Below are 22667 nucleotides of genomic sequence, written 5' to 3' on the forward strand. Positions count from 1 at the left end.
GAGTTATCCACAGCTTGGCCGCTATCCACAGCCGTTATCCACAGCACGAAAACGACTCTCAGTCTGATAAGGGTTAACAGTGACCGAATCCCCCGAGTCCACACCTAACGAGCCCGAGGCCCCCGAGGCGTCGGCCGCGGTGGTCGCCCACGACCGCATCGAGCCGGTCGGGCTCGAGGTGGAGATGCAGCGCTCCTACCTCGACTACGCGATGAGCGTCATCGTCGGGCGGGCGCTGCCGGACGTCCGGGACGGGCTCAAGCCGGTCCACCGCAAGATCCTCTACGCCATGTTCGACTCGGGCTACCGACCGGACCGTGGTTACGTCAAGTGTTCGCGCGTCGTCGGCGACGTGATGGGCCAGTTCCACCCGCACGGGGACTCGGCCATCTACGACGCCCTGGTCCGGATGGCCCAGCCCTGGTCGCTGCGCTACCCCCTGGTCGACGGCAACGGCAACTTCGGTTCGCCCGGAAACGACCCTGCTGCGGCTATGCGTTACTGTCTGACCTCAGATGTCCGTATTCGTACCGCTGGTGGCAGCGTGCGGATCGGCGACGTGGTGCCGGCCGCAGCGTCGAGCAGTGAGACCGACATCGACCTCAAGGTCCGCGACCGCAACGGCGACCTGGTCCGCGCCTCGGCGTTCTTCCACTCCGGCGAACACCCGACGCTGCGGCTGCGCACCCGCGAGGGGTACGAGCTGACCGGCACCCACAACCACCCGGTGCTCTGCCTGGTGGACGTGGCCGGCGTGCCGACGCTGCTCTGGAAGCTGCTCGCCGAGATCTCCCCCGGTGACCGGGTGGTGCTCCAGCGCAGCGTGCCGGACGAGATCGGTTACCCGATGCTGGAGCACGTCGAAGCCGCCGTCCTCGCGGGCGCCTTCGTCAGCGAGGGCTGGGTCTCCGAGACCCGCGCCGGCTTCAACAACGTCGACCGCGAGTTCTTCGTTCGCGTCCTGGCGGCCTACGACCTCGCCGTCGGTGGCCCCCGGTACATCGGCGAGCGGGTAATCGCCTCCGGGAGCGTCCTGTACGAGCTGGACATCCAGGATCTCTCCGCGCTGCGGGCCAGCATCCTCGGTGACATGGTCGGTGCGCGGAGCGCGGCCAAGTTCGTGCCGGAGTTCGTCTGGCAGGGGCCGGCGGCGATCAAGCGGGCCTTCCTCCAGGCGCTCTTCGAGGGCGACGGCTCCTCGTCGCTGCTGCCGCGCAACACCATCCAGATCTCGTACTCCACGCGCAGCGAGCGGCTCGCCCGCGAGGTGCAGCAGTTGCTGCTGGAGTTCGGCGTCGTCAGCCGGCAGTGCCGGTACGACGACGGTGAGATCAAGGTCGTGGTGACCAACCGCCGGGACGCGCGGATCTTCGCCGCCCAGGTCGGCTTCCTCGGTCGCAAGCAGGCCAAGCTGGAGTCGGAGCTGGCCTCGGTGCCGGCGAGCAGCACGGCGCTCTCCAGCGACCACGTACCGCTGGTCGGCGACTTCATCCGCGAGCACGGCGCCAGCCGCTGGACCGAGCGGGACTGGCTGCGCCGGCACAATGTGGACCGGATCGAGCGCTGGGAGCGCGATCGCGACGAGATCGCGGCGCGGATCACCAACGCCGAGGTGCTCGACGTGGTCGAGCCCCTTGTCGACGGGCGCTTCTACTACGCCGAGGTGGACAACGTCACCGACGCGGGTGTGCGGGCCGTCTTCAGCATCCGGGTGGACACCGACGACCACTCGTTCGTCTCCGACGGCTTTGTCAGCCACAACACCGAGTGCAAGCTCGACCCGCTGGCGATGGAGATGCTGCGGGACATCGACGAGGACACCGTCGACCTGCAGGACAACTACGACGGCCGGGCCAAGGAGCCCACCATCCTGCCGTCGCGGATCCCGAACCTGTTGATCAATGGTTCGGAGGGCATCGCGGTCGGCATGGCCACCAAGATCCCGCCGCACAACCTGCGGGAGATCGGCGCGGCGGTGCAGTGGTGCCTGGAGCATCCGGAGGCGGACGAGGCCACCACGCTCGAAGCGCTGCTGGAGATCGTCAAGGGCCCGGACTTCCCGACTCACGGTCTGATCGTCGGCCAGGCCGGCATCCAGGACGCGTACCGCACCGGGCGGGGTTCGATCCGGATGCGCGCGGTGGTGGAGGTCGAGGAGGACAAGCGGGGGCGGCCGGCGCTGGTGGTCAGCGAGCTGCCGTACCAGGTGAACCCGGACAACCTGGCCGAGCGGATCGCCGAGCTGATCAAGGAGGGCAAGCTCGGCGGGATCGCCGACATCCGGGACGAGTCCTCCGGGCGTACCGGTATGCGGATCGTGCTGGTGCTCAAGCGCGACGCGGTCGCCAAGGTGGTGCTGAACAACCTCTACAAGCACACCCAGCTCCAGGAGACGTTCGGCGCGAACATGCTGGCCCTGGTCGACGGGGTGCCGCGTACGTTGAATCTGGCCCAGTTCATCCGCTACTACGTCGAGCACCAGATCGAGGTGATCCGGCGGCGGACGGCGTTCCGGCTGCGTAAGGCGGAGGAGCGGGCGCACATCCTGCGGGGTCTGTCCAAGGCGCTGGACGCGTTGGACGAGGTGATCGCCCTGATCCGGCGTTCGCCCACTGTCGAGGACGCGCGGCAGGGCCTGATCCGGCTGCTGGACATCGACGAGATCCAGGCGACCGCGATCCTGGACATGCAGCTGCGCCGGCTGGCCGCGCTGGAGCGGCAGCGGATCCTGGACGACCTGGCCAAGCTGGAGCTGGAGATCGCCGACCTGAAGGACATCCTGGCCAAGCCGGAGCGGCAGCGGCGGATCGTCTCGGAGGAGTTGGGCGAGATCGTCGCGAAGTGGGGCGACGACCGGCGTACGCAGATCATCCCGTTCGACGGCGAGGTCTCGATGGAGGACCTCATCGCCCGGGAGGACGTGGTGGTCACGATCACCCGGACGGGGTACGCCAAGCGGACGAAGGTCGACCTCTACCGTTCGCAGCGGCGTGGCGGCAAGGGGGTCAGCGGTGCGACGCTGCGGCAGGACGACATCGTCAGCCACTTCTTCGTCTGCTCGACGCACGACTGGATGCTGTTCTTCACCAATAAGGGTCGGGTGTACCGGGCCAAGGCGTACGAGCTTCCAGAGGCCAGTAGGGTGGCCAAGGGTCAGCACGTGGCGAACCTGCTCGCCTTCCAACCGGACGAGCAGATCGCGCAGATCATCGAGATCCCGAACTACCAGGTGGCTCCCTATCTGGTCCTGGCGACGAAGAACGGCCTGGTGAAGAAGACGCGGCTTGAGGAGTTCGACTCCAACCGGTCCGGCGGAATCATCGCGATCAACCTGCGCGATGAGGACGAGCTGGTCGGTGCTGCGCTCGTCGGGCCGACCGACGACCTGCTGCTGGTCTCCAAGAACGCCCAGGCGATCCGGTTCAACGCGACCGACGAGGCGCTGCGGCCGATGGGTCGGGCCACCTCGGGTGTGATCGGGATGCGGTTCAGCGAGGAAGACGAGTTGTTGGCCATGGAGGTCGTCCGGGAGGGTCTGGACGTTCTGGTGGCCACGAACGGGGGATACGCGAAACGTACCCCGATCGAGGAATACCCGGTCCAGGGCCGGGGAGGTAAGGGTGTACTGACTGCGAAGATCACCGAGCGGCGCGGTGGTCTGGTCGGTGCTGTGGTGATCGACCCGGACGACGAGCTGTTCGCTATCACCAGCAACGGTGGCGTCATCCGGACTCCGGTGAAGCCTGTACGCCGTACGCGTGACCGGAACACAATGGGGGTCAAGCTGATGGACCTTCCGGATGGCGTGACTATCGTGGCGATTGCTCGCAATGCCGACGAGCCTGACGAACAGGACTAGTTGAATGACGGAGACACAGGCGAAGTCGGGGAACGCGGGGACCTCGGCCAACCCGGTCGACGAGGAGGCCGCGCAAAACGGCACGCCAACGACCGGCCGCGCGGCCGTAGGCCGGGCCACGGTCCCCGCCGACGCGCCTGCCCCGAAGTTCACCCGGGCTCCCGGTATGGCCCCGCCGCCCGAGAAGGCCGGCGAGGACCAGGCGGCCGATGCTGCGGAGGAGAAGGCCGGTGGTGAGGCCGCCGCTTCGGCGGGTACCGCCACCGTCGCTCCCCCCAGCAAGCCGTCGGTCACGCAGCCGATCGGGACCCGGGCGGGCCAGTCCGCGTCGGGCTCCACCGGTGTGCTGCCGACAGCCAGCACGGGCACGACCGGCACTCAGCCGCGGGTGACCGGGCTGGGCCCGAAGCCGGACGCGACCCGGCCGCTGGGTGCCGGCCGCCCGGCGAGCGGCGGCGGCCTTCCGCCGGGCGTCGGCGCACCCGCCGTGGGCGCCGCGCGCGTGGGTGAGGCGGTACGCGCAGCGCGTACCTCGGTGAGCTCGGCCGCGTCGCGCGGACCGCGCCGGGCCCGGCTGAACCTCAAGCGGATCGACCCCTGGTCCGTGATGAAGTTCGCGTTCGCCGTGTCGGTGGTGCTGTTCATCGTCATCGTCGTCGCGACCTCGGTGCTCTACCTGGCCTTGGACGCGATGGGCGTGTTCTCCAGCGTGAACGACAGCCTGAGCGACCTGGTCAACGCCGGTGGCGGGCAGGGCACCAGCGGCTTCCAGATCACCGCGAAGGGCGTGATCTTCAGTTCGATGCTGATCGGTGCGGTCAACGTCGTGCTGTTCACGGCCCTCGCCACGCTCGGTGCGTTCGTCTACAACGTGTGCGCCGACCTGGTGGGTGGCATCGAGCTGACCCTCGCCGAGCGCGACTGACAGTTCTCGACATCCAGCCGGGCCGACCCCTCCAGGTCGGCCCGGCTGCTGTTTCCGGCTGGCCGGCGACGGGGTGACGCTGGTATGTCGGTGGGCTCGATGCCTGCTCTCGGGTAGGTTCAAGGGCGACGGTGTCGGGCAGGAATCCGGGCCGACCCCGATTTGGGGCGGCGTGGGCGGATGGGTTAACCTTGCTCGTCGCTACGCGGGGCTATAGCTCAGTCGGTTAGAGCGCAGAGCTGATAACTCTGAGGTCGCTGGTTCGATTCCAGCTAGCCCCACCGCACATGGTCCGACGGCCACGTCGAGCGTGAGGGGTAGCCCCGATGTTCAAGAAGCTGTTGATCCTGGTCGGTGTCGTCGGTGTGGCCGCCGTGGTGGCCAAGAAGATGAAGGAAGCCAACGACGAGCGCGCACTCTGGCACGAGGCGACCACCTCGCCGGATCTGCGCTGACCGCGTTCGCTCCGACCACCGGACGGCATCGTCCGTCACGGGGCCCTAGCTCAACTGGCAGAGCACTGCCTTTGCAAGGCAGGGGTTAGGGGTTCGAGTCCCCTGGGCTCCACTTAGCGTTTGCGCAGGTCACAGGGTTTCCTGCCCTTCTGTATCTGCCTCCTTCGATCGACGCCCATCGTCGTTCGTCAGCGAATCGTCAGCGGGTGGAGTGAAAGCGCCTCTGATGAGTCGGTGAAAATCGGCTGGCGTGTGCGTGTACCGGTTGAGCGTCGTGGATGCCTGTTCGTGGCCCATGACCGCCTGTACGACGTTGACCGGCACCCCGCTTGAGATCAAGTATGTCGCGTATCCGTGCCGCAGGTCGTGAAAGCGCAACCCACCGGCCGCCTTCACCGCCACGTGGGCAACCGCGTCCCGGTGCGTCGTAAACTCCGCCGACCATTCGACGCCTTCCCGATCGCGCCAGGTGGCCTGGAAGCGGTGCGGGCCGGTCTCGGCCACTTCGCCGAGTAGACCAGCCCGCACCAGGGAGGGCCGCCATACCTGCCGACGAAAGTTGCTCCGCAGCATCGGGTCGCCTGCCTGGTTGGTGAACACCCGGTCAGCCTCGCCGGGGTCGGTGAGTGCGCGGTGCCGTACCAGTTCGGCGCGCAGGAACGGCGGCACCGGGACAATGCGCCGGCTCTGCGCCGTCTTCGGGTAGGGCTTGTCCGCAGCGTGGCCGTTGACCTCGATCACCACTCGGCGCACGGTCAGCGTTGCGTCCTGGCCGTCGTCGTCGGGCAGGTCGACATCTGCCCACCGCAGTCCAAGGCACTCGCCCCACCGCAGACCCGCGCCGGCCGCCGCCGCGACCACCGGCCGGTGCCACGCCGGGACGTTCGGCAGCAGCAGTTCCTCTACCTGGTCGAGCGTGAGCGGGAGCTGGCCACCGGCGCGCTTTCGCTGCGCGGGCAGTCGCACGCCCTCGCAGGGGTTGACCGCGATCAGTCGGCCGCGTACCGCCGACGCGAGGATGGACGACAGCAACGAGTGGCACGATGCCACGGTGGCCGGCGACAGCTCACGGCCCATCCGCGTAACCCACTCCTGCACGGCCAGGTGGTCAATCCGCGCGATCGGCCATGCGCCCCACTGCGGCAGCAACCGTGCCCGTAGACGTGAAGTCCAACCGGCGAGCGTGGTCGCCTCTACGGACCGGGACGACAGCCACCGTTCCGCGTAGGTGCCGAATCGGACCTTGCCCGCCGACGGGTCGACGTACGTTCCCTGACTCACGGTCGTCTCGGTGGCAGCGAGGTACGCGGCGGCCTCCTTGCGGGTGCGGAAGGTCTTCGCGCGCTGGCGGCCGGACGGGTCGCGCCAGTTGGCACGGAAGGTGCCAGCGGGTGTCTTGACGATGTGTCCCACGGTTGTGGATCTCCCTTTGGTTGGTGACGGTGCGTTACGGATGGTGGTGCGGATTGCTGGGCTAGCTAGCAGGCCGCCCGGGGGGCCGATTCGATGTTGTGGCGGGGTTGTGGCCTGTTTTCGCTGGTGGGGTGCTAGCCGCTAGTGCCCTGGTGGCGTCGCCGATTTGCTGCTAGCGCGTCTGCTAGCCCTAGCAGCGCCGGGTGCTAGCGCTAGCACCCTCGGGCGGGGCCGTCCGGCTCGCCGATGCGATTACGGAGTGTTGATGAGGGTCGGGTGGTTCGGCGTGCGTCGCGGGTCACGCCTAGCCCTGGCTGAAACAGTCCGGCGGCGGTGGCGGCCTGGCCGGGTGATCGGCCCGGTGGCCGGTGGTGGGGATAGGTGGCTAGGTGCCTGGTGGTGAGCGGTGTGGGCCGCTAGCGGTGCCGCTAGGTCTAGCTGGTGGCGGGGCTAGACCTAGCGGCCCGCCGGATGGTCATGCGCCGTTGCGGCGGTGCTGGCGTTGCTCGGCGCGTTCGAGGCGGTCCAGTTCGGCGGCTACGTCCTCGGTGCTGGCCTCGGGCAGTTCGTCTAGCCACCGGTGCAGTCGGCCCTTGGGCACGAGCCACCGGCCGCCGAGCTTGATTCCGGGGATCTCGCCGGAGCGCAGTAGGGCGTAGGTGAAGCCGAGCGACAGGGACAGGAGTTCGGCGGTTTCGGCGACGGTGTAGACGGCGCGGGCAACGGTTGCGGGCGGCCTGGTGGGGATGCCCCCCGCCTCGGTGGGGGTGGTGGGGGTCGGCCGCTGTGGGAAGGGGATGACGGTGCTCACGGGTGCTTCCTCCTGGGGTTCCTCACGGGGTCGGGGCCAGGTAGCGCTACTAGCAGCAGTCGGCGAGGTAGTAGGGGTTTGTCGGCCAGGTCGCTTCCGTCGCCGGCTAGGGGATGGTGGGTGGCCACTGGTTGCGTTGTGGGGCGGTGTCGTGGGTGGTGGTGCGGGTGGTCCTAGACGGCTAGAGCACTGGTCACGGCCCGGATGGGCTCCTAGGGATGCTCCTAGGTCTAGGAGTGGCCCGGTCCTAGACCTAGGGCCAGGCGGCCGGGACGCGCTTACGCCTGCTGTAGCTGTCTCTGCCGGTCTTTCGCGGCCTGCTTGTCTCCTGTAGAGGGTGCGCGGGCCGGTTCGGTAGGAGGCCGCCGGTTGGCCCGTTCAGAGCGTCGTGGGGCCAAGATTTCGGGCGGGTTGGTGTTGGGCTATGCGCCGGTTCGTCTCCGTGGCTCTCAGCGGGCCGGTTCCCGGCTGTCCGCGCGTCGGCGGGTGGTGGTGGCGTTGACACGTTGACAATCCCTCCCGGTCGGCGTGTTTGTGCTGGTCGGAGCCGGTGTCAGGCTGTCAACGCCTGCCGTTGACAGGCGCTGACAGCGCTGACACCTGGCCAGGTCTAGCGGGGTGACGGAACGTGACCGGGGATCGGCAGTGACGCCACCGGAGAGCCAGTCGCGCCAGTCGCGCCACGTTCCGGAAGCTGGCGCGACTGGCGCGACTGTGGCGTCACTGGCGCGGCTGGTGACGCAGGGTGGCCGGGGTTGAGGCACCACACGGTGCGCGACGGGAAGCCGTGGCGCTCGATGGTGACCCCGGCACGGGTACGGGCGCGTTGGATGGTCCGCTCGGCGATGCCCTCGGCGCGGGCCGCCTTACGCACGTCGGCCCACGCCGCTTCGCCGCCCTGGGAGATCAGGTAGTCGCGTAGCCAGGCTGCGGCGGCGTCACGCTCGCTGCGGGTGTCTCCGTCGCTCGCACCGTCGCCGAGGATGTCGCCGACGGACCGGGCGGATTCCCCGGTGATGGTGAGCTTCCCGACGAACGCCGGGCCTTCCTCGGTGGGGATCTCCACCGACTCCACCACGTACCGCAGCGACGGCAGGTCAAGGCGACCGAGGTTGTTCTTCGCCTGGCTCATGACGCAGGAGCCGTCGCCTGCTTCGTCGTCGCGGGCGATGGCGATGACCGCGCGGGCGACGGCGGAGAACGCCCGTGACCCGGTGATCAGGTTGAGTGCGTCGGGGCTGGCGGACTTGTTGAAGTGGGCCAGGCCAACCACCGCGCACCCGGTACGGTCCGCCATGTTCACCAGGGGTTCCAGGGCGGTGCGTAGGTCCCGGTCCCGGTGCGTGTCGATTGCGCTGTGGATCAGCGACAGCAACGGGTCAGCGGCGAGTAGGGCCACGCCGAGACGTTGAATCTCCCGGCCGAGTTGCGCGCAGTCACGCGGCAGGGTCAGGGCATCAAACCCGCCGTCGTGCTGCACGTCGACCCGGTACACCATGTCGAGATCCGCGCCGGCCGCGAGCAGTCGCGGGCCGATGGTGTGCGCCCATGAGTCCTCGGTTGCCGCGTAGATCACGGGCCGTGGGGTGCCGTGGTGGCGTCCGGGTAGCACGCCACGGGTGATCTGCGCGGTCAACCACGCCAGCGTGAGGGACTTGCCGATGCCCTCACGGCCGGGAATCACGGTCAGCGCGCCGGAGGGAATCCGGTCGGTCCAGGTCCAGGCGACCGGTCGCATCTTGATCGCGGAGGCGGGGGTCAGCAGGATACGGCGGCCGTGCTCGGCGGATTCGCCGTGCGCGGCCTGGCCGTCGCTGACCGGCTCACCGGCCGGGCCGTGGACCGGTTCACGGTCGCGGGTGTCACCGGTGTCACCTGCGTTCAGACCCGCCGGGTGCGGGGGCATCTCGATGTCAGACCGGCTGAAACACTGGCGGGCGGGATCGCCTCCGCTGGTCGCGTCGCTGTGCAGTGTTTCAGCATGTCCGGGGTGCCGTAGACCCAGGTGCGTTGATCGGTCCGAACCGGTGCGGGGTGCTTCTGGTGGTGAGTCCGGCGTCAGCCGGGCGCTTGGGCTGTTGGTCGTGGCCGTCATCGCGTGACTCCCGTTCGTGGGCGGGGCATGGGGCAGGCTCGTGCGGGCCGGACTCGGGTTCGTGACGGCAGACCCGGCCGGGTCCGTGCCCGGACGGTGGCGGGCCGGGGTGCCGGGTGCCGCAGCGACGGCACCAGCCCGGCCGTGCGCAGGAACACCTGCGGAAGCTGACCCGACTTGCGCTGATTGCACGGGCGGCACGCCAACACCAGGTTGATTTGCGCCCACCCCGGAAGCAGGCTCTGCGGGATCAGGTGATCCACCGTCGCCGCGAGCAGCGTCGGGAACGGCAGAGCGCAGTAGAAGCACTGCGCACCATCCCGAACCGCCAACGCCCGCTTGATCCGCCGCATCCGGCTGTTGTTCGGCCGCGCCATCACGCCACCGCCGACAGACGCGACACCAACTCAGCCAGGCGGGACACCTCGGCCCGCAGCGACACCAGCTCAGCAACGACGGTGCCCGGCTTCGGGACGGCCACCGGTACCGGGTTGTCGTCCGGCGGAAGGTCGAACACCTCGGCCAACAGGCCGTAGTAGAACGACGTGGGCCGACAGTGCCCGTTCTCCCACCGGGAGAGCGCCTTGTGCATCGACTCCTCGGACGGCAACGCCACACCCTGCCGACGGCCCGCCGCCACCATGCGCCGCAGCACGTCACGCTGCGACCAACCACGCTCGAACCGCAACCGCTTCCACCGCGTCTCCATCACGCCACCGCCACGAACAGCACAGCGGCCTCACGCTGACGCGGCAGCACCCGCCCGGCCCGGCCGATGAGGTCCGCCCGGGACACCTCCACCACACCGTTCAAGCAGTTCAAGCAGCTACCGAACCCGTCGCAGTCCTCACACGGAGCCCACAGCGACACCGCGTGCAACCGGACACACACCGCCGACTCACACCACCGCGTCTCGCAGTACAGACAGACCTGCGCGAAGTTCAACCGAGGCGGCCGAAACGTGTCCGCCAGCGCAGCAACCGCGCCACTGTCGACAGCCGGGACCGCCGGGATACCCTTGACCTGCATCTTCGTACTCCTTAGCCGGGAGATCCGCTGATGTACTGGCCTCGGCGGGTGCCAGCCCGCCGGGGCCGCTTGCATAGGAAGTACGGTAACCGGCTAGCCGCTAGCTGTCTAGCCGTATCGCCGGTAGCTGTCTAGTCGCTAGACTGCCCGCATGACGGCTCTTGAAGACCTTGAGAAGCTCGCTGCCCGCGTCCGTGAGGCCAGCCAGGCGCTCGAAGACCTGCGGCAGCAGCGAGACCAGCTCATCCGCGATGTGCGTCGCTCCACCGACCACACCGTTCCCGAGATTGCCGACGCGGCCGGCGTGTCGCAGGCGACGGTGAAGACGGTCATCCGGGGCATGCGCTGATCTCGATGTCATGCAACGAGAGAAGCCGATATTGGCAGTAGTCAGCACCATGTGAAGGCCCATGTGAAGTTCGGCGGCCCATGTGGGCGTATCCCACCGTGCCGCTTGGCCGGTACCGTCCCAGGTAGGCCCCTGGGGAGGGACGAACACGTGAACGAACCGAACGACGCGCTTGGGTCGCTTGTCCTAGAGGCGGGCTTCTCGTGGGCCGGGTTGGCCCGCCGCATCAACGACCTTGGAGCCAGCGAAGGGCTTGCCCTCCGGTACGACTACACAGCCGTGAACCGCTGGGTAAAGCGTGGCGAGAAGCCTCGCTCTCCGGTTCCGACGCTGCTTGCGCGGGCACTATCTGAGCGGCTTGGACGACGGGTCAGCCCCTCTGACTTTGGGATGACCGAGGCAGAGACCCTTGCCGCGCGCGGGTTGCAGTACGCAGAGGATCCGCACACGACAGTTGACACGATCATCGATCTCGGGAGAGCTGACGTGAAGCGTCGCGCTATCGTGCAAGCACCGTTTGTGCTGGCCGCGCTCGGTGCACCTAGCCGGGACTGGCTCCTAGCCATGCTTGACGAGACATCGACCGAACGCGGCCCACGGCAGGTGGGCATGCGTCAGGTGGCGGGCATCCGCGAGATGTTCGCGCTCTTTCAGGACATGGACGTGATGCGCGGCGGTGGCCACGCGCGGACCGCGCTGGTGGAGTACATGCAGAGCTATGTGCTGCCCTTGCTCAAGCGGGAGCACGAGCCGGCGGTACAACAGGCGCTCTACGAGGCCGCCGCAGAGCAGTCGTACCTAGTGGGCTGGATGGCGTACGACGACGGCGAACACGGCTTGGCACAGCGGTACCTCATTCAGGCGCTGCGCTTGGCGCAGGCGGCCGGTAGCGCGGCGCTTGGCGCTCACGTGTTGGCCGGCATGTCGGATCAGGCAAACCTGCTGGGCCACCCGCGCGAGGCTCTGATGCTGGCGCGGGCCGGTCGCCGCGGACTGGCTGAGGGCGATTCGCCAGCCTGCCTCGCAGACCTTCACATCCTGGAAGGACGCGCGCTCGCGGCTCTCGGCGAGTCGACCGCTGCCGCCGCGTCGGTCGTCAAGGCGGAGCAACTATTCGGCCGGGTGGTGCACGACGAAGAACCGGCATGGGCGAAGTTCATCGACGCGCCGTACATCTACGGCGAGGCGGCGCACTGCTTCCGCGACCTCGGCCAGCCTTCCGAGCTTGAGCGTTTTGCCAACGAGTCGGCCGCTGGCGCTCGGCGGCAGGGCCGTGCGCGTCGCGGGGCTCTAAGTGAGGCGGCGCTCTCGATTGCCGATCTCGACCGGGCCAACGTCGAAGCTGCCGCGTCGCGGGCGGTGCGTGTGGTCGACCTGGCCGCGTCGGTCAACTCCTCGCGGGCAATCGAGACGGTTCGTGACCTGCAACGGCGTATGAAGCCGTTCGGCGACGTGCACGAGGTTCAACGGTTTAACGCTCGGGCGACGAAAATGCTTGGCCTGGCCGTGTGACGTGGATGGCTGAACTGTTGCATGCCCCGCCGTTGGTGGTGGCTGTGTGCCTACGTTGTGTGATCAATCGAGGTGGGAGTGCTCCATGGTTCACCCGAAACGCCGGTGGAAGGCTGCAAGCCAGGCACCAGTTGCTCCCCGGGCACTGCGTTCCTATCGGCGTGTGGTCAAGCCCGGCAGGTTGCAGCAGTTGGTGACCGTAGGCAGCATTGTATCGGTGGTATTGGTGGGTTTAGGTCTCTACGAAACGAATAGAGCTAACAGGGAGCAGCAGCGACTTGCCGCACAAGGGCAGATCACTGAAAGGTTCACCAGAGCCATAGAGCAACTCGGACAGCCGGGTGAGGAAAAAGTCGATGTGAGGCTGGGTGCGATCTACGCTTTGGAGCGCATTATGCGCGACTCGGTTGATGACCAACCTGCAATTATCGACATTCTCGCTGCGTTTGTTCGAGTTCATGCCCTCGCGCCAGTAGTGGCCACGCGCGAGCCAACTAGCGATCTGTTCGAGGAAAACGATCTGTTCGAGGAAGCCCCTGGTCCGCGTCGCCTTCCGGTCGACATCAAGGCCGCTTTAACCGTGTTAGGACGGCTAGATCTTCGCCGTGATATGGCTCCAATAGACCTGGCCAACGTTTACCTGGCGGGTGCGGATTTGAGAGGCGCGGACCTAAGCGGCATGGATCTGAGCGGCGCGGACCTGAGCGGCGCGGACCTGGAATATGCAAGACTGATCGACACGAAATTGCGCAGCGCGAACCTGAATGGCGCGAGCTTGGCCTTCGCGACGGTCAGCGGTGCGGACCTGGGCGGCGCGGATCTCGGTGACGCAAACCTGCTTGGCGCGGTTCTTATCGGCACGGACCTGATGGCAGCGAACCTGAACGGCGCGTTCCTGATCGGCGCGAACTTGACCGACGCGGAGCTGCTCACGACGACCCTGGACTGTGCCGTAATCAGTGGCCGTTGGAGTCCTGTGGAGGGAGCTGATTGCACTGGGTGGGAATGGCGTCGGGACACCGGTAACTAACAGATCGCAGGAGCAAGCCTCGGGGCGGAGCGATGTGGGTGTAACGGCGGATCCAGAGGTGGTGGGTCAGCATTTCGTCAGCAAGACGGCATATAACTGCTGACACGCGATGGCAAGGAACCACAAGCGGCGAGCGGCTACCGGCACCCGATGCCACGAGTCGAGCGCCGGTAGCACGTTGTACCCGCCTTTGCAAGGCAGGGGTTAGGGGTTCGAGTCCCCTGGGCTCCACATATACCGCGTCTGATCAGGCGTTCCTACTGCCGCAGGACCGTGCGGCACAGCTCCGGCACAAGCCAGCGTGGATCTTGTGCTGTCAGGGCCCGCTCATGCCAGGACGATGAGACGCCCACCCCGAATGAACACGACCTAGCTAGTGTGCCGGAGAGGGTGTCTCGGGGGGACGGCCTGCGGCGTGGTGGGCGTCGGCGAGGGCGACGGCGAGCAGTATGAATCCGGCGGCGACCGGAGAGGCTAGCGGCGGGGCGAAGTACAGGGGGACGGCGACGACCGCGAGGGCGGTGATGGCGATGACGCGTCGGCGCGAGAGTCGGTTGAACACGATGCGTTCCAGACGGATACGGCCGTAGAGGAACAGTGCCGGGCCGCCGAGACTCGCGATGAGCCACGCGGGTTCGGGTGTGCCTTCCGGGTGTTTCAGCACGGTCTCGAAGCCGACGGCGGTGGCGACGATGCCCAGCACCATGAGGACGTGGGCGGTGCCGGTGGCGCGGCCGGCGGCGTCCCTGTCCCCGGTGGCGGCGAGGGCTTCGGCGAGGATCTGTCCGGAGCGGTAGAAGTAGATGCGCCACAGCAGCACTATCGACAGGAACGCCACCACCAGCAGCGCGGAGGTGGCCAGGCTGATCGGCTGGGCGGTGAACGTGGTGCCGACACCGAGCACGGTTTCCCCGAGGCCGATCATCAGGAGTTGCTGATAGCGCTCGGGCAGGTGATGTTTGCTGTCCGTGGCCCACGCGCTGACCGGCGGCTGGGCTGTCCTTGGTACCGGCCAGTGTAGCTGTGCGGAGACGATGTCCACGGCCACGGCGGTCCCCCAGATGGCGGCCCGGGCACCCCCACTGAAGGCGGTGCCGGCGAGGAAGATCCCCGCCGAGAGCAGGCGCCACGGCAGTGACCGGCGGTAGAGCTCACGAAGGGGGTGTCCGCGTAGCGCGGGCATCAGGATGAGCGGCCGGCCCAGTTGCAGGATCACGTACGGCAGCGCGAACGCCAACCCGCGGCCGATGAATGCGGATGGCAGCGACGACGACATGACCAGTATCCCGAAGGCGCTGGCCAGCACGATGTACTGGATTTTGCGGCGGCGGGGATCGAACCAGCTGGTGATGTGTGCGGTCGTGATCCACAACCAGATCAGCGGCAGCGACAGCACGAGCATGTAGGCCATCGCCCGCCACCGGGCGACAACGTCAGGGCTGACCAGGTCCCGAGCGACCCGGCTGACAACCCCGGCCAGGGCGAATACCAACACCAGGTCGACGAACAGTTCCAGGAAGTTGGCCTGCCGTACGTTTTCGCGGCGTTGCAACAGGTCCTGGCTCTGGTCACCGCCTCCCTGAAGTCCCACGCCGCCATACTCGTCGGGCACAACCCCGGCTGGCCGGTGGTTGGACGCCGTACACCCAGAGGGGGGCCGCTGCCGTTTCGGCGGAATGGCGGTGTCCCGGCCGCCGGAAGCCCACCGTTCCGCCGGAACGGAGTCGATCAACCTGGTCCGAACCTCAGTGGCGGGTGTGGTGGGTCCTGGCTGGTAGGCGTTTCTTGGTGAGCCAGCGCATTACGTCCAGGGCGTGTGACGCCGGGAAGTGGATCGGGTGGAAGACGTGCTCGATCACGTCGTCGGCGATGATCAGGGTCAGCCGCTCGTACAGTGTCATGTCGCCGGCGGTGAAGGTGGGTAGGCCGAGGTCGGCGGCCAGGGTGAGGCGTGGGTCCGGGATCAGCGGATAGGGCAGTCGCAGCCGGTGTGCGAGTTCGCGCTGGTAGCCGGTGGATTGTGCGGACAGGCCGTAGACGCGGGCGGCGCCGGCGGTGCGGATTTCCGCGTGGTGGTCGCGGAACCAGGCCGGCTGCTCGGTGTCCCGCAGCGCACCGGGCACTTCCAGCAGGCTGTTCGGTAGGTCGACGCCGGGTCGGCCGGTGAGCGGGTAGACGAAGATGACGCTGCGTCCTGGCCCTAGGGCGGCGAGGTCGACGGGTCGTCCGTCGGTGGCGTAGAAGTCGAGTGCCGGCAGGGTTCGACCGATCAGGCGGTGCGGGTCGGCGCCGGCGGCCGACCGGCCGGATACGACGCGGCCGGCCGCTGCGTCCAGCCGGGCGTTGAGGGCGTTGCGCTGTGCGGTCAGCTTGCCGATGCGTTCCTGTAGGGCGGTGATGGTGCCGCGATAGGTCGCCAGCGCGGCGGCGCAGACGTCGGCGTCGTCGGATCCGGCGGCGATGGACTCGACGAACGGGCGGGTCTCCTCGACGCTGAGTCCGAGCGCCATCAGTTCCCGGATCTGGCCGACGAGGCGGACCGCGATCGGGTCGTACTCGCGGTAGCCGTTGGCCAGGCGGCGCGGTACGACCAGCCCGACGGATTCGTAGTAGCGCAGGGCCCGGATCGTGGTCCCGGTCCGCCGCGCCAGCTCACCCACCCGCACGGCCCGATGCTAAACCCGGACCCTGGGGTACGGGTCAAGGCCGTGGATTCGACTTGACCTGTACCCGGAGGTGCGGGTTTAGCGTTTCGCCATGATTGACGCACCGGTCGGTGACTTCGACTACGAGACCCACGGCCACGGGTACGCGACGCAGCGGCGCCCCGATCCACGGATCGCGGCCCTGATCCACAGGGAGTTGGGCGAGGCCCGGACCGTCCTCAACGTGGGTGCGGGGGCGGGCTCCTACGAGCCGGCCGACCGGTACGTGGTGGCGGTCGAGCCGTCGGCCCGGATGCGCGGCCAGCGGCCGGCGACGGCGGTACCGGCGCTGGATGCCGTCGCCGAGGCGCTTCCGTTCGACGATGACGCGTTCGACGCGGTGATGGCGACCGTCACCGTGCACCAGTGGGCGGACACGGCCCGGGGTCTGGCCGAGATGCGCCGGGTCGCGCGCGGCCCGGTGGTGGTGCTCACCTTCGACGGCGCTGCGTTGGACCGTTTCTGGTTGGCCGATTACCTGCCGGAGTTGTTGGCGGCGGAGCGTCGCCGCTATCCGGAGATCGTCACGATCGGAAAGGCGATCGGCGCCGAGGTCGCCGTGATCGAGGTGCCGATTCCGGTGGACTGCGTGGACGGGTTCACCGAGGCGTTCTATGCCCGGCCGGAGCGGTTCCTCGACCCGCAGGTCCGGGCCGCCCAGTCGGCGTGGGGGTTCGTCGACGAGGTGGTGGCGGCGCGGGCCGTCGAGCGTCTCCGGGCCGACCTCGATTCGGGCGTGTGGGAGGCGCGGTACGGGCACCTGCGCAACCAGCCGTACTTCGACGGGTCGCTGCGGCTGCTCGTCGGCCAGCCGTGAACAACACGTCGTCTGTCCGTTCGGGGCTCTGGCGGGCAGTCACCGGCCGCAGGCTAGCGTCGGGGGCGTGAACACCGGCTCTCCTCGTGTCCTGCCCGCCGACGGTGATCTCGCCGAGGCGGCGTCCGTGCTGCGTACCGGCGGGTTGGTGGCCTTTCCCACCGAGACCGTCTACGGCCTGGGCGCGAACGCGTTGGACGCGCGGGCGGCGGCCCGCATCTTCGAGGCCAAGGCGCGGCCCAGCTTCGATCCGCTGATCACCCACCTGGCCGACGCCGCCGACCTTGAGTCGCTGGTCGGGGCGGTCCCGCCGGCGGTGGCGGCGCTGGCGGCGCGGTTCTGGCCGGGGCCGCTGACGTTGATCGTGGACCGGCCGGCGATGATTCCGCCGATCGTCACCTCCGGGCTGGCGACCATGGCGGTACGGGTGCCGGACAACGAGTACGCGCGCCGGCTGATCGCCGCGGCGGGGGTGCCGGTGGCCGCGCCGAGCGCCAACCGGTTCGGTCAGCTCAGCCCTACCCGGGCGGAGCACGTGGTACGCGGGCTGGGTGCCGCGGTGGACGTGGTGCTCGACGGCGGGCCGACGCGCTGCGGGATCGAGTCGACGATCGTGGACGCCCGGGGGGAGCGTCCGGTGGTGCTGCGTCTCGGCGCGTTGCCGGTCGAGGAGTTGGAGCAGGTGGCCGGCCCGGTGACGATCCGTCCGGGTAGTTCGGGGCAGCCGGTGGCGCCGGGCACGCTGGCCGCGCACTACGCCCCGCGTACGCCGTTGCGGCTGTCCACCGCCGGGGCGACGGACTCCGGGGTACGGCGTGGCTACCTGGCGTTCCGCGACCGGCCGGTGGGTGACTGGGCGGCGGTCGAGGTGCTTTCGGCCGCCGGTGACCTGACCGAGGCCGCGGCGCGGCTGTTCGAGGCGCTGCACCGGTTGGATGCGACCGGGGTCGGTGAGATCGTCGCCGAGTCGGTGCCGGACACCGGGGTCGGTCGGGCGGTGAACGACCGGCTGCGCCGGGCTGCCGCCACCTGGAGTTCCGGGCACTGACCGCGCCGGCTTCGGCGCGGCCTGGAGCAACTCCACCGCCGCCGACCGACCCGTCAGGGCTTCGACCCCACCGGGTCGGCCCACTCCGCTGCGCGAGTCGGCTCCGCTGCGCGAGTCGGTTCGGTCGGCCCGGCCGGTTCGGTCGGGCCAGCCTGCGCTGTCGGGTCCGCCGGCTCGGTCGGGCCGGGGTGCGGCCGGTCGACCTGGGGTAGCCGGGCGACCAGCTTGGTCAGGGCGCCGTTGGCGAGGGTGGCGCCGAGGGCGGAACCGGTGGCGATGGTCCAACCGACCGGCCCGAGCGGGGTGCAGCCGAAGAACTGGCTCACCCCGGGCGTCTGCACCACGAGAGCCAGTACGCCGAACGACGCGGCGGTCGAGGCGAGCACGGTGGGGCTGGTGCCGCCGGCCAGGACGGTCTGCCCGAGTTGCGTACCGACCAGGGAGACCAGGGCGACGGTGCCGGCACGTTGGCGACGGCCGGTGTAGCGGGCCAACGTCCAGCCGGCGGTCGCGCCCAGCGTGGTGGCGGCGGCCCGCAGCCCGATCTCGCGGGTCATGGTCTGGCCGAGCGAGCTGTCCGGCCCCTCGCGCAGCAGGCCGTCGGCGTGGTCGCCGGCGGGTGGCCGGACCGCGATGGCCAGCGCGGGTGCCATGTCGGTGAGCAGGTTGACCAGCAGCAGTTGCCGTCCGTTGAGCGCGGCCTGGCCGGTGGCGGCGGCGGTCAGCACGCTGAACGCGATCTCGCCGAGGTTGCCGCCGACCAGGATGCTCAGCGCGTGGCGTACCGATGACCACATGGCCCGGCCCTCGACCAGGGTGGCGATGATGGTTTCCAGTCGGTCGTCGGTGACCACCAGGTCGGCGGCGGCGCGGGCGGCGGGGGTGCCCCGTTGACCGAGGGCGATACCGACGTCGGCGAGCCGGATCGCGGGCGCGTCGTTGGCGCCGTCGCCGGTCATCGCCACGGTCCGGCCGTGCTTCTGCAACACCTGGATGATCCGGACCTTGTGGGTCGGGGTGCATCGGGCCACCACGTCGGTGGCGGCCAGCCGCTCGGCGAGGGTGTCGTCGTCGAGTTCGTCGAGTTCGGTGGCGGTGACGACGCGCTGGGCGCCGCCGTCGCTGATGGTGGCGGCGATCGCCTCGGCGGTCGCCGGATGGTCACCGGTGATCATGATGGTGTGCACGCCGGCCTGCCGGATCCGGCGCACGGCCGGCGCGGCACTGGCGCGTACCCCGTCGGCGATCGCCAGGAAACCGACGAAGGTCAGGCCGGTCACCTCGTCGTCGGTGATGGTGGGATCGCCGACGACGCATTCGGCGACGGCGAGGATACGATGTCCCGCCCCGGCCCGCTCGGCGAGCTGTCGCTGGACCTCGGCGCGGCCGGCGTCGTCCAGTGGCTCGTCGCGGCCGCCGGTGCGGCGGGCTGCGCAGCGGGGCAGCACCTTCTCGGGCGCCCCCTTCACGCTCAGCAGCATCCGGCCCTGGGTTTCACCGACACTGGCGTGGTAGCCCCGAGACGGCTCGAACGGCAGGCCGCCCGCCGCCCGCCAGCCCGGGGCCGCGTCCTGCTCGTGAACTTCGGCGGCGAGTGCGCCGCGCAGGACCGCCCGGTCGGTCTGCATGGACAGCTCTTCCGGATCCTTGGCGGCGGGGGTGGCCCGCAGTGCCGCCGCGAGGGTCCGTCGCAGCCGGTCGTCGAGTTCCTCCGCCGGGGCGTAACCGTCCGCGTCGCCGACTCCGGCGAGCAGCAGGTGCCCCTCGGTGAGGGTGCCGGTCTTGTCGAAGCAGAGGACGTCGACCCGGCCGAGCGCCTCGATGGTGCGCGGGTTGCGGACCAGCGCGCCGTGCTCGGCCAGCCGCCGGGCGGCGGCCAGCTGGGCGGCGCTAACCAGGAACGGCAGCCCTTCGGGCACCGACGCCACGGCCAGGTTCGCGGCGGTCGCGGCCGTCTGGGCCAGGGGTACGCCGCGCAGCAGCCCGGCACCGACCACCGCCACCGCCGATCCGGCGGCCAGCGGGATCGCGGTACGGGTCAGCTTGCCCAGCCGGGCCTCGACTCCGCTGGCGGGTGGGGCCTGCCGGGCCAGGGCGAGACTGCGCCCGGCTTCGGTGTCGGCGCCGGTGGCCACCACCACGGCGGTGCCCCGGCCGGCGGCGATGGTGGTCCCTTCGTAGAGCATCGACCGGCGTTCGGCAACGGCCGCAGCCACCACCGGCTGGTTGGACTTGCCGACCGGCAGCGACTCGCCGGTCAGGGAGGACTCGTCGGCTTCCAACCCGACGGATTCCAGCACCCGGCAGTCGGCGGGTACGGCGTCGCCGGATTCGAGCACGATCACGTCGCCGGGTACGAGGTTGTCGGCGGGTACCACCCGTTCGGCGCCGGCCCGGCGGACCCGGGCGGTGACCGCCGAGCGGGACAGCAGTTCGGCCAGCGCCTTCTCGGTGTTGCGCTGATGCACGGCGCCGACCAGCGCGGAGCCACCGACCACCCCGCCGACCAGGGCCGCGTCGACCAGGGAGCCGAAGCTGGCGGAGAGCACCGCTCCGGCGGCGAGCACCGGGGTGAGCGGGTTGGCCAGTTCGTCGACGAAGGCGCGGAACAGTCCACCCGGTCCGGCCGTCTCGCCGGGGCCGGCGGCCTGGCGGCGTTCCGCTTCGGCGTCGGTCAGCCCGTCGGGTCCGCTGTCCAGCTGGTCGAAGACGGTCGGCGCCGGCATCAGGTGCCAGGCGGTGATCGCGGGGGCGGGCGACTCGGCTCGGCCGGAGAGCCGGCTGGCCCGCCACACGCCGTGCGCGAAGGCGAGCGCCGCCGCGCCGTTGACCGAGGCGAGTGCGCGGCCGGGCAGCAGGGCCGGATCGGTGGTGAAGGCGCTGAGCGCGGCGAGGCCGGTACCGGCCAGGCCGATGCGTCGGTTCTGCGCGGCGGTCCGTCGGGCCACCCCGGCCGCTTCGATGATCAAGGCGACCACCCGCAGGTCGGTGCCGACCAGCAGGTGTGCGCCCCAGGGCGGCAACGCTTCCGGGTCGGCGAGACCGAGGCCGCAGTCGGCGGCGGAGAGCGCCGCCCGGTCGCCGGAGACGAGCATGACCACCGCACCTTCGCGTTGCAGGGTGCGTACCGATTCGGCCAGCTGGTCACCGCCGGGCACCAGCGCATCGGCGGAGGTGTGTCGTTGCGGGTCGCCGCCGGCCACGACGAGCCGCAACCCGGCCTGCCGGGCGACGGCCGGCAGGGCGTCGACGCCGGGTGCGGGTTCCGGTTCGACCCGCAGCACGGCGGCGAGGGAGTCGCCCTCGGCGAGGCCGAGCAGGCTGCCGCCACGTTCGCGGAGGCGCCGGCTGTCATCGGTGTCGCCCGGATCGCGTACGTCGAGTTGATCCAGCGGGCCGAGGCGCCAGCCGTCGAGGTGTCGTAGGTCGGTCGGCGCCGCCGGTTCGAAGAGTGTGAACGCCTGGGCGGCCACCTGGGACGTGTCGGCGTCGGGCAGCGGCGCCAGGTCGGCCAGTACGCCCCGGTCGGAGCCGAGCACCCGGGCGTCCAACACCAGGGTGTCGATCCGGTCGAGTTGCCGCAGCACGCTGCGGTCCATCGCGATGACGCCGCGTCTGGCCAGGATCCGGCCGAGTTGGGCGGCGAAGCCTTCCCGGCCGCTGCCCGGTGCCTTGGGCAGCGCGGACAGCCCCAGCGCGGCGGCCCGTTTCGGGCCGACGACCGGTGTCGCGGCGGCGAAGGCCGCCGCGCCGCTGCCGAGCATGCGGGTGATGTACCGCTCGGTCGGGCCGTCCGGCTTGGGGCAGGGGCGTTCGTCGACCGGTGAGCGGGCGACCGCGCGGGCCGGATCACCGGTCAGCCGAGGTTCGGCCTTCTCCCAGGTGTGCTGTTGGGCCAGGGCCTCACCCCACTGCACGATCCGCTGTGCCCCGTCGAGCACGATGCCCGTCCAGCCTCCGGTGAGGCCCTGCACGACTGCCTCGGCGAGCGGGAAGAGGACCTCGGCGCGCGGGTCGCGGCGCAGCCCCAGGCCGGCGAGGGCATGCAGTTTCGGGTGCAGGTCGATGGCGCTGAGCAGGCCGGAGACCTCGCCGGGGACCGGGGTGACGGGCAGGATCCGGGTGGCCGCGGAGATGGTCAGGCCGAGCGCGTCGGAGGCGAGCGCGCCGAGGGTACGCGGGGTGCGGGGTCCTTCCTCCGGCGGATGCGGGGGCGGGATCTCCGGGTCCGGTTCGTGGGGGCAGGTGCGTTCGGTGCGGGCGATGGTGGCGACGAGTTCGCGTACCTTCGGTCCCGGGGTGTCGACGGCGACGACGACCCGGCCGGAGGGGGCGTTGACCCGGGCCCAGAGCACGCCGGGCATCCGCTCCAGCGCCGTTTCGACCTGGCGGGCGAGGGTGTCGCCGCCGTCCTGGCAGACGCCGTGCACCTCGATGTGGTGGCGGCCCGGCCGGGACCACACCCGCCGGCTGGTCAGCCCGACCGCACGGGCCAGCCGGGTGGCCGCCGCGCCCGCGCTGCGGGTGGCGTCGTTCACCAGCGGTACGGCGACCGGCGGTCGGAGGCGGCGGACCAGACCGCCGAGCGACGTCATCGACGGGTGCGACGGATCGGGTGG

Annotated in this window: 16 protein-coding genes and 2 tRNA genes; 10 read left to right on the forward strand and 8 right to left on the reverse strand. The window is 69.8% G+C overall.

The genetic code is table 11. The features are described from left to right. Nucleotides 1-79 precede the first annotated feature (79 nt). The 5 genes from gyrA to E0H26_RS25055 all read left to right on the forward strand — a co-directional run bounded on the left by gyrA (nt 80) and on the right by E0H26_RS25055 (nt 5351). The gene (gene gyrA, locus E0H26_RS25040) at nt 80-3859 is read left to right on the forward strand and encodes an intein-containing DNA gyrase subunit A (protein ID WP_131307867.1); all 3780 of its coding nucleotides are present in this window, start codon (nt 80-82) and stop codon (nt 3857-3859) included. Between the two features lie 4 nt (nt 3860-3863). Continuing rightward, on the forward strand, nt 3864-4784 hold the full coding sequence (locus tag E0H26_RS25045; RefSeq protein ID WP_131307869.1) for a DUF3566 domain-containing protein: 921 nt from the start codon (nt 3864-3866) through the stop codon (nt 4782-4784). 207 nt (nt 4785-4991) lie between these two features. Further along, nucleotides 4992-5065, forward strand: a tRNA-Ile gene (locus tag E0H26_RS25050). Nucleotides 5066-5110: 45 nt separating this feature from the next. Next, the gene (locus E0H26_RS30150; RefSeq protein ID WP_013730703.1) at nt 5111-5239 is read left to right on the forward strand and encodes a DLW-39 family protein; all 129 of its coding nucleotides are present in this window, start codon (nt 5111-5113) and stop codon (nt 5237-5239) included. Between the two features lie 39 nt (nt 5240-5278). Then, nucleotides 5279-5351, forward strand: a tRNA-Ala gene (locus tag E0H26_RS25055). Between the two features lie 17 nt (nt 5352-5368). Here the strand turns inward: E0H26_RS25055 and E0H26_RS25060 are convergent. The 5 genes from E0H26_RS25060 to E0H26_RS25080 form a co-directional block, all read right to left on the reverse strand. Beyond that, nucleotides 5369-6316 (reverse strand): tyrosine-type recombinase/integrase, encoded by a 948-nt coding sequence (locus tag E0H26_RS25060; RefSeq protein ID WP_240742355.1) that lies wholly within the window; start codon nt 6314-6316, stop codon nt 5369-5371. Nucleotides 6317-7127: 811 nt separating this feature from the next. Beyond that, nucleotides 7128-7463, reverse strand: coding sequence for a helix-turn-helix domain-containing protein (locus tag E0H26_RS25065; protein ID WP_131307873.1), 336 nt, complete (start codon nt 7461-7463; stop codon nt 7128-7130). A gap of 610 nt (nt 7464-8073) precedes the next feature. Further along, complete coding sequence (locus E0H26_RS25070) at nt 8074-9369, reverse strand: AAA family ATPase (RefSeq protein ID WP_131307875.1); 1296 nt, start codon at nt 9367-9369, stop codon at nt 8074-8076. A 185-nt stretch (nt 9370-9554) separates the two neighbouring features. Then, entirely contained in the window at nt 9555-9935 is a 381-nt protein-coding gene (locus tag E0H26_RS25075) for an HNH endonuclease (RefSeq protein WP_131307877.1), read from the reverse strand. Next, entirely contained in the window at nt 9935-10267 is a 333-nt protein-coding gene (locus E0H26_RS25080) for a helix-turn-helix domain-containing protein (protein WP_131307879.1), read from the reverse strand. The genes E0H26_RS25075 and E0H26_RS25080 overlap by 1 nt, the downstream gene beginning before the upstream one ends. Before the next feature lie 471 nt (nt 10268-10738). Between E0H26_RS25080 and E0H26_RS25085 the strand changes: the two genes are divergently transcribed. The 3 genes from E0H26_RS25085 to E0H26_RS25095 all read left to right on the forward strand — a co-directional run bounded on the left by E0H26_RS25085 (nt 10739) and on the right by E0H26_RS25095 (nt 13478). Further along, nucleotides 10739-10936: a hypothetical protein gene (locus E0H26_RS25085; RefSeq protein WP_131307881.1), complete on the forward strand. Its 198-nt coding sequence runs from the start codon at nt 10739-10741 to the stop codon at nt 10934-10936. Nucleotides 10937-11086: 150 nt separating this feature from the next. Further along, nucleotides 11087-12448 carry an NsdA family TPR-like regulatory protein gene (locus tag E0H26_RS25090; protein ID WP_240742356.1) on the forward strand — a complete coding sequence of 454 codons (1362 nt, stop codon included), beginning with the start codon at nt 11087-11089 and terminating at the stop codon, nt 12446-12448. Between the two features lie 163 nt (nt 12449-12611). Next, nucleotides 12612-13478 (forward strand): pentapeptide repeat-containing protein, encoded by an 867-nt coding sequence (locus tag E0H26_RS25095; protein ID WP_165521975.1) that lies wholly within the window; start codon nt 12612-12614, stop codon nt 13476-13478. A gap of 373 nt (nt 13479-13851) precedes the next feature. Here the strand turns inward: E0H26_RS25095 and E0H26_RS25100 are convergent, their stop codons facing one another. After that, nucleotides 13852-15069: a low temperature requirement protein A gene (locus E0H26_RS25100; protein ID WP_165521976.1), complete on the reverse strand. Its 1218-nt coding sequence runs from the start codon at nt 15067-15069 to the stop codon at nt 13852-13854. Nucleotides 15070-15223: 154 nt separating this feature from the next. Further along, the gene (locus tag E0H26_RS25105; RefSeq protein WP_165521977.1) at nt 15224-16144 is read right to left on the reverse strand and encodes a MerR family transcriptional regulator; all 921 of its coding nucleotides are present in this window, start codon (nt 16142-16144) and stop codon (nt 15224-15226) included. 91 nt (nt 16145-16235) lie between these two features. Here E0H26_RS25105 and E0H26_RS25110 point away from each other — a divergent pair, with 91 nt between their 5' ends. Together E0H26_RS25110 and E0H26_RS25115 are read left to right on the forward strand one after the other, a co-directional pair. Beyond that, complete coding sequence (locus tag E0H26_RS25110; protein ID WP_131307888.1) at nt 16236-17000, forward strand: class I SAM-dependent methyltransferase; 765 nt, start codon at nt 16236-16238, stop codon at nt 16998-17000. A 91-nt stretch (nt 17001-17091) separates the two neighbouring features. Next, complete coding sequence (locus tag E0H26_RS25115) at nt 17092-18048, forward strand: L-threonylcarbamoyladenylate synthase (RefSeq protein WP_131307918.1); 957 nt, start codon at nt 17092-17094, stop codon at nt 18046-18048. Nucleotides 18049-18101: 53 nt separating this feature from the next. On the opposite strand, the gene E0H26_RS25120 is transcribed toward E0H26_RS25115, so the two are convergent. Next, nucleotides 18102-22643 carry a cation-translocating P-type ATPase gene (locus tag E0H26_RS25120; protein WP_131307890.1) on the reverse strand — a complete coding sequence of 1514 codons (4542 nt, stop codon included), beginning with the start codon at nt 22641-22643 and terminating at the stop codon, nt 18102-18104. Nucleotides 22644-22667: the final 24 nt, after the last annotated feature.

Source organism: Micromonospora zingiberis (assembly GCF_004331455.1).
GTDB lineage: Bacteria > Actinomycetota > Actinomycetes > Mycobacteriales > Micromonosporaceae > Micromonospora > Micromonospora zingiberis.

Coding starts and splice junctions, on each gene's coding strand:
- E0H26_RS25045 (WP_131307869.1), top strand. CDS start 3,864: ATGACGGAGACACAGGCGAAGTCGGGGAACGCGGGGACCTCGGCCAAC.
- E0H26_RS30150 (WP_013730703.1), top strand. CDS start 5,111: ATGTTCAAGAAGCTGTTGATCCTGGTCGGTGTCGTCGGTGTGGCCGCC.
- E0H26_RS25060 (WP_240742355.1), bottom strand. CDS start 6,316: ATGGGCCGTGAGCTGTCGCCGGCCACCGTGGCATCGTGCCACTCGTTG.
- E0H26_RS25070 (WP_131307875.1), bottom strand. CDS start 9,369: ATGCCCCCGCACCCGGCGGGTCTGAACGCAGGTGACACCGGTGACACC.
- E0H26_RS25075 (WP_131307877.1), bottom strand. CDS start 9,935: ATGGCGCGGCCGAACAACAGCCGGATGCGGCGGATCAAGCGGGCGTTG.
- E0H26_RS25080 (WP_131307879.1), bottom strand. CDS start 10,267: ATGGAGACGCGGTGGAAGCGGTTGCGGTTCGAGCGTGGTTGGTCGCAG.
- E0H26_RS25085 (WP_131307881.1), top strand. CDS start 10,739: ATGACGGCTCTTGAAGACCTTGAGAAGCTCGCTGCCCGCGTCCGTGAG.
- E0H26_RS25110 (WP_131307888.1), top strand. CDS start 16,236: ATGATTGACGCACCGGTCGGTGACTTCGACTACGAGACCCACGGCCAC.
- E0H26_RS25120 (WP_131307890.1), bottom strand. CDS start 22,643: ATGACGTCGCTCGGCGGTCTGGTCCGCCGCCTCCGACCGCCGGTCGCC.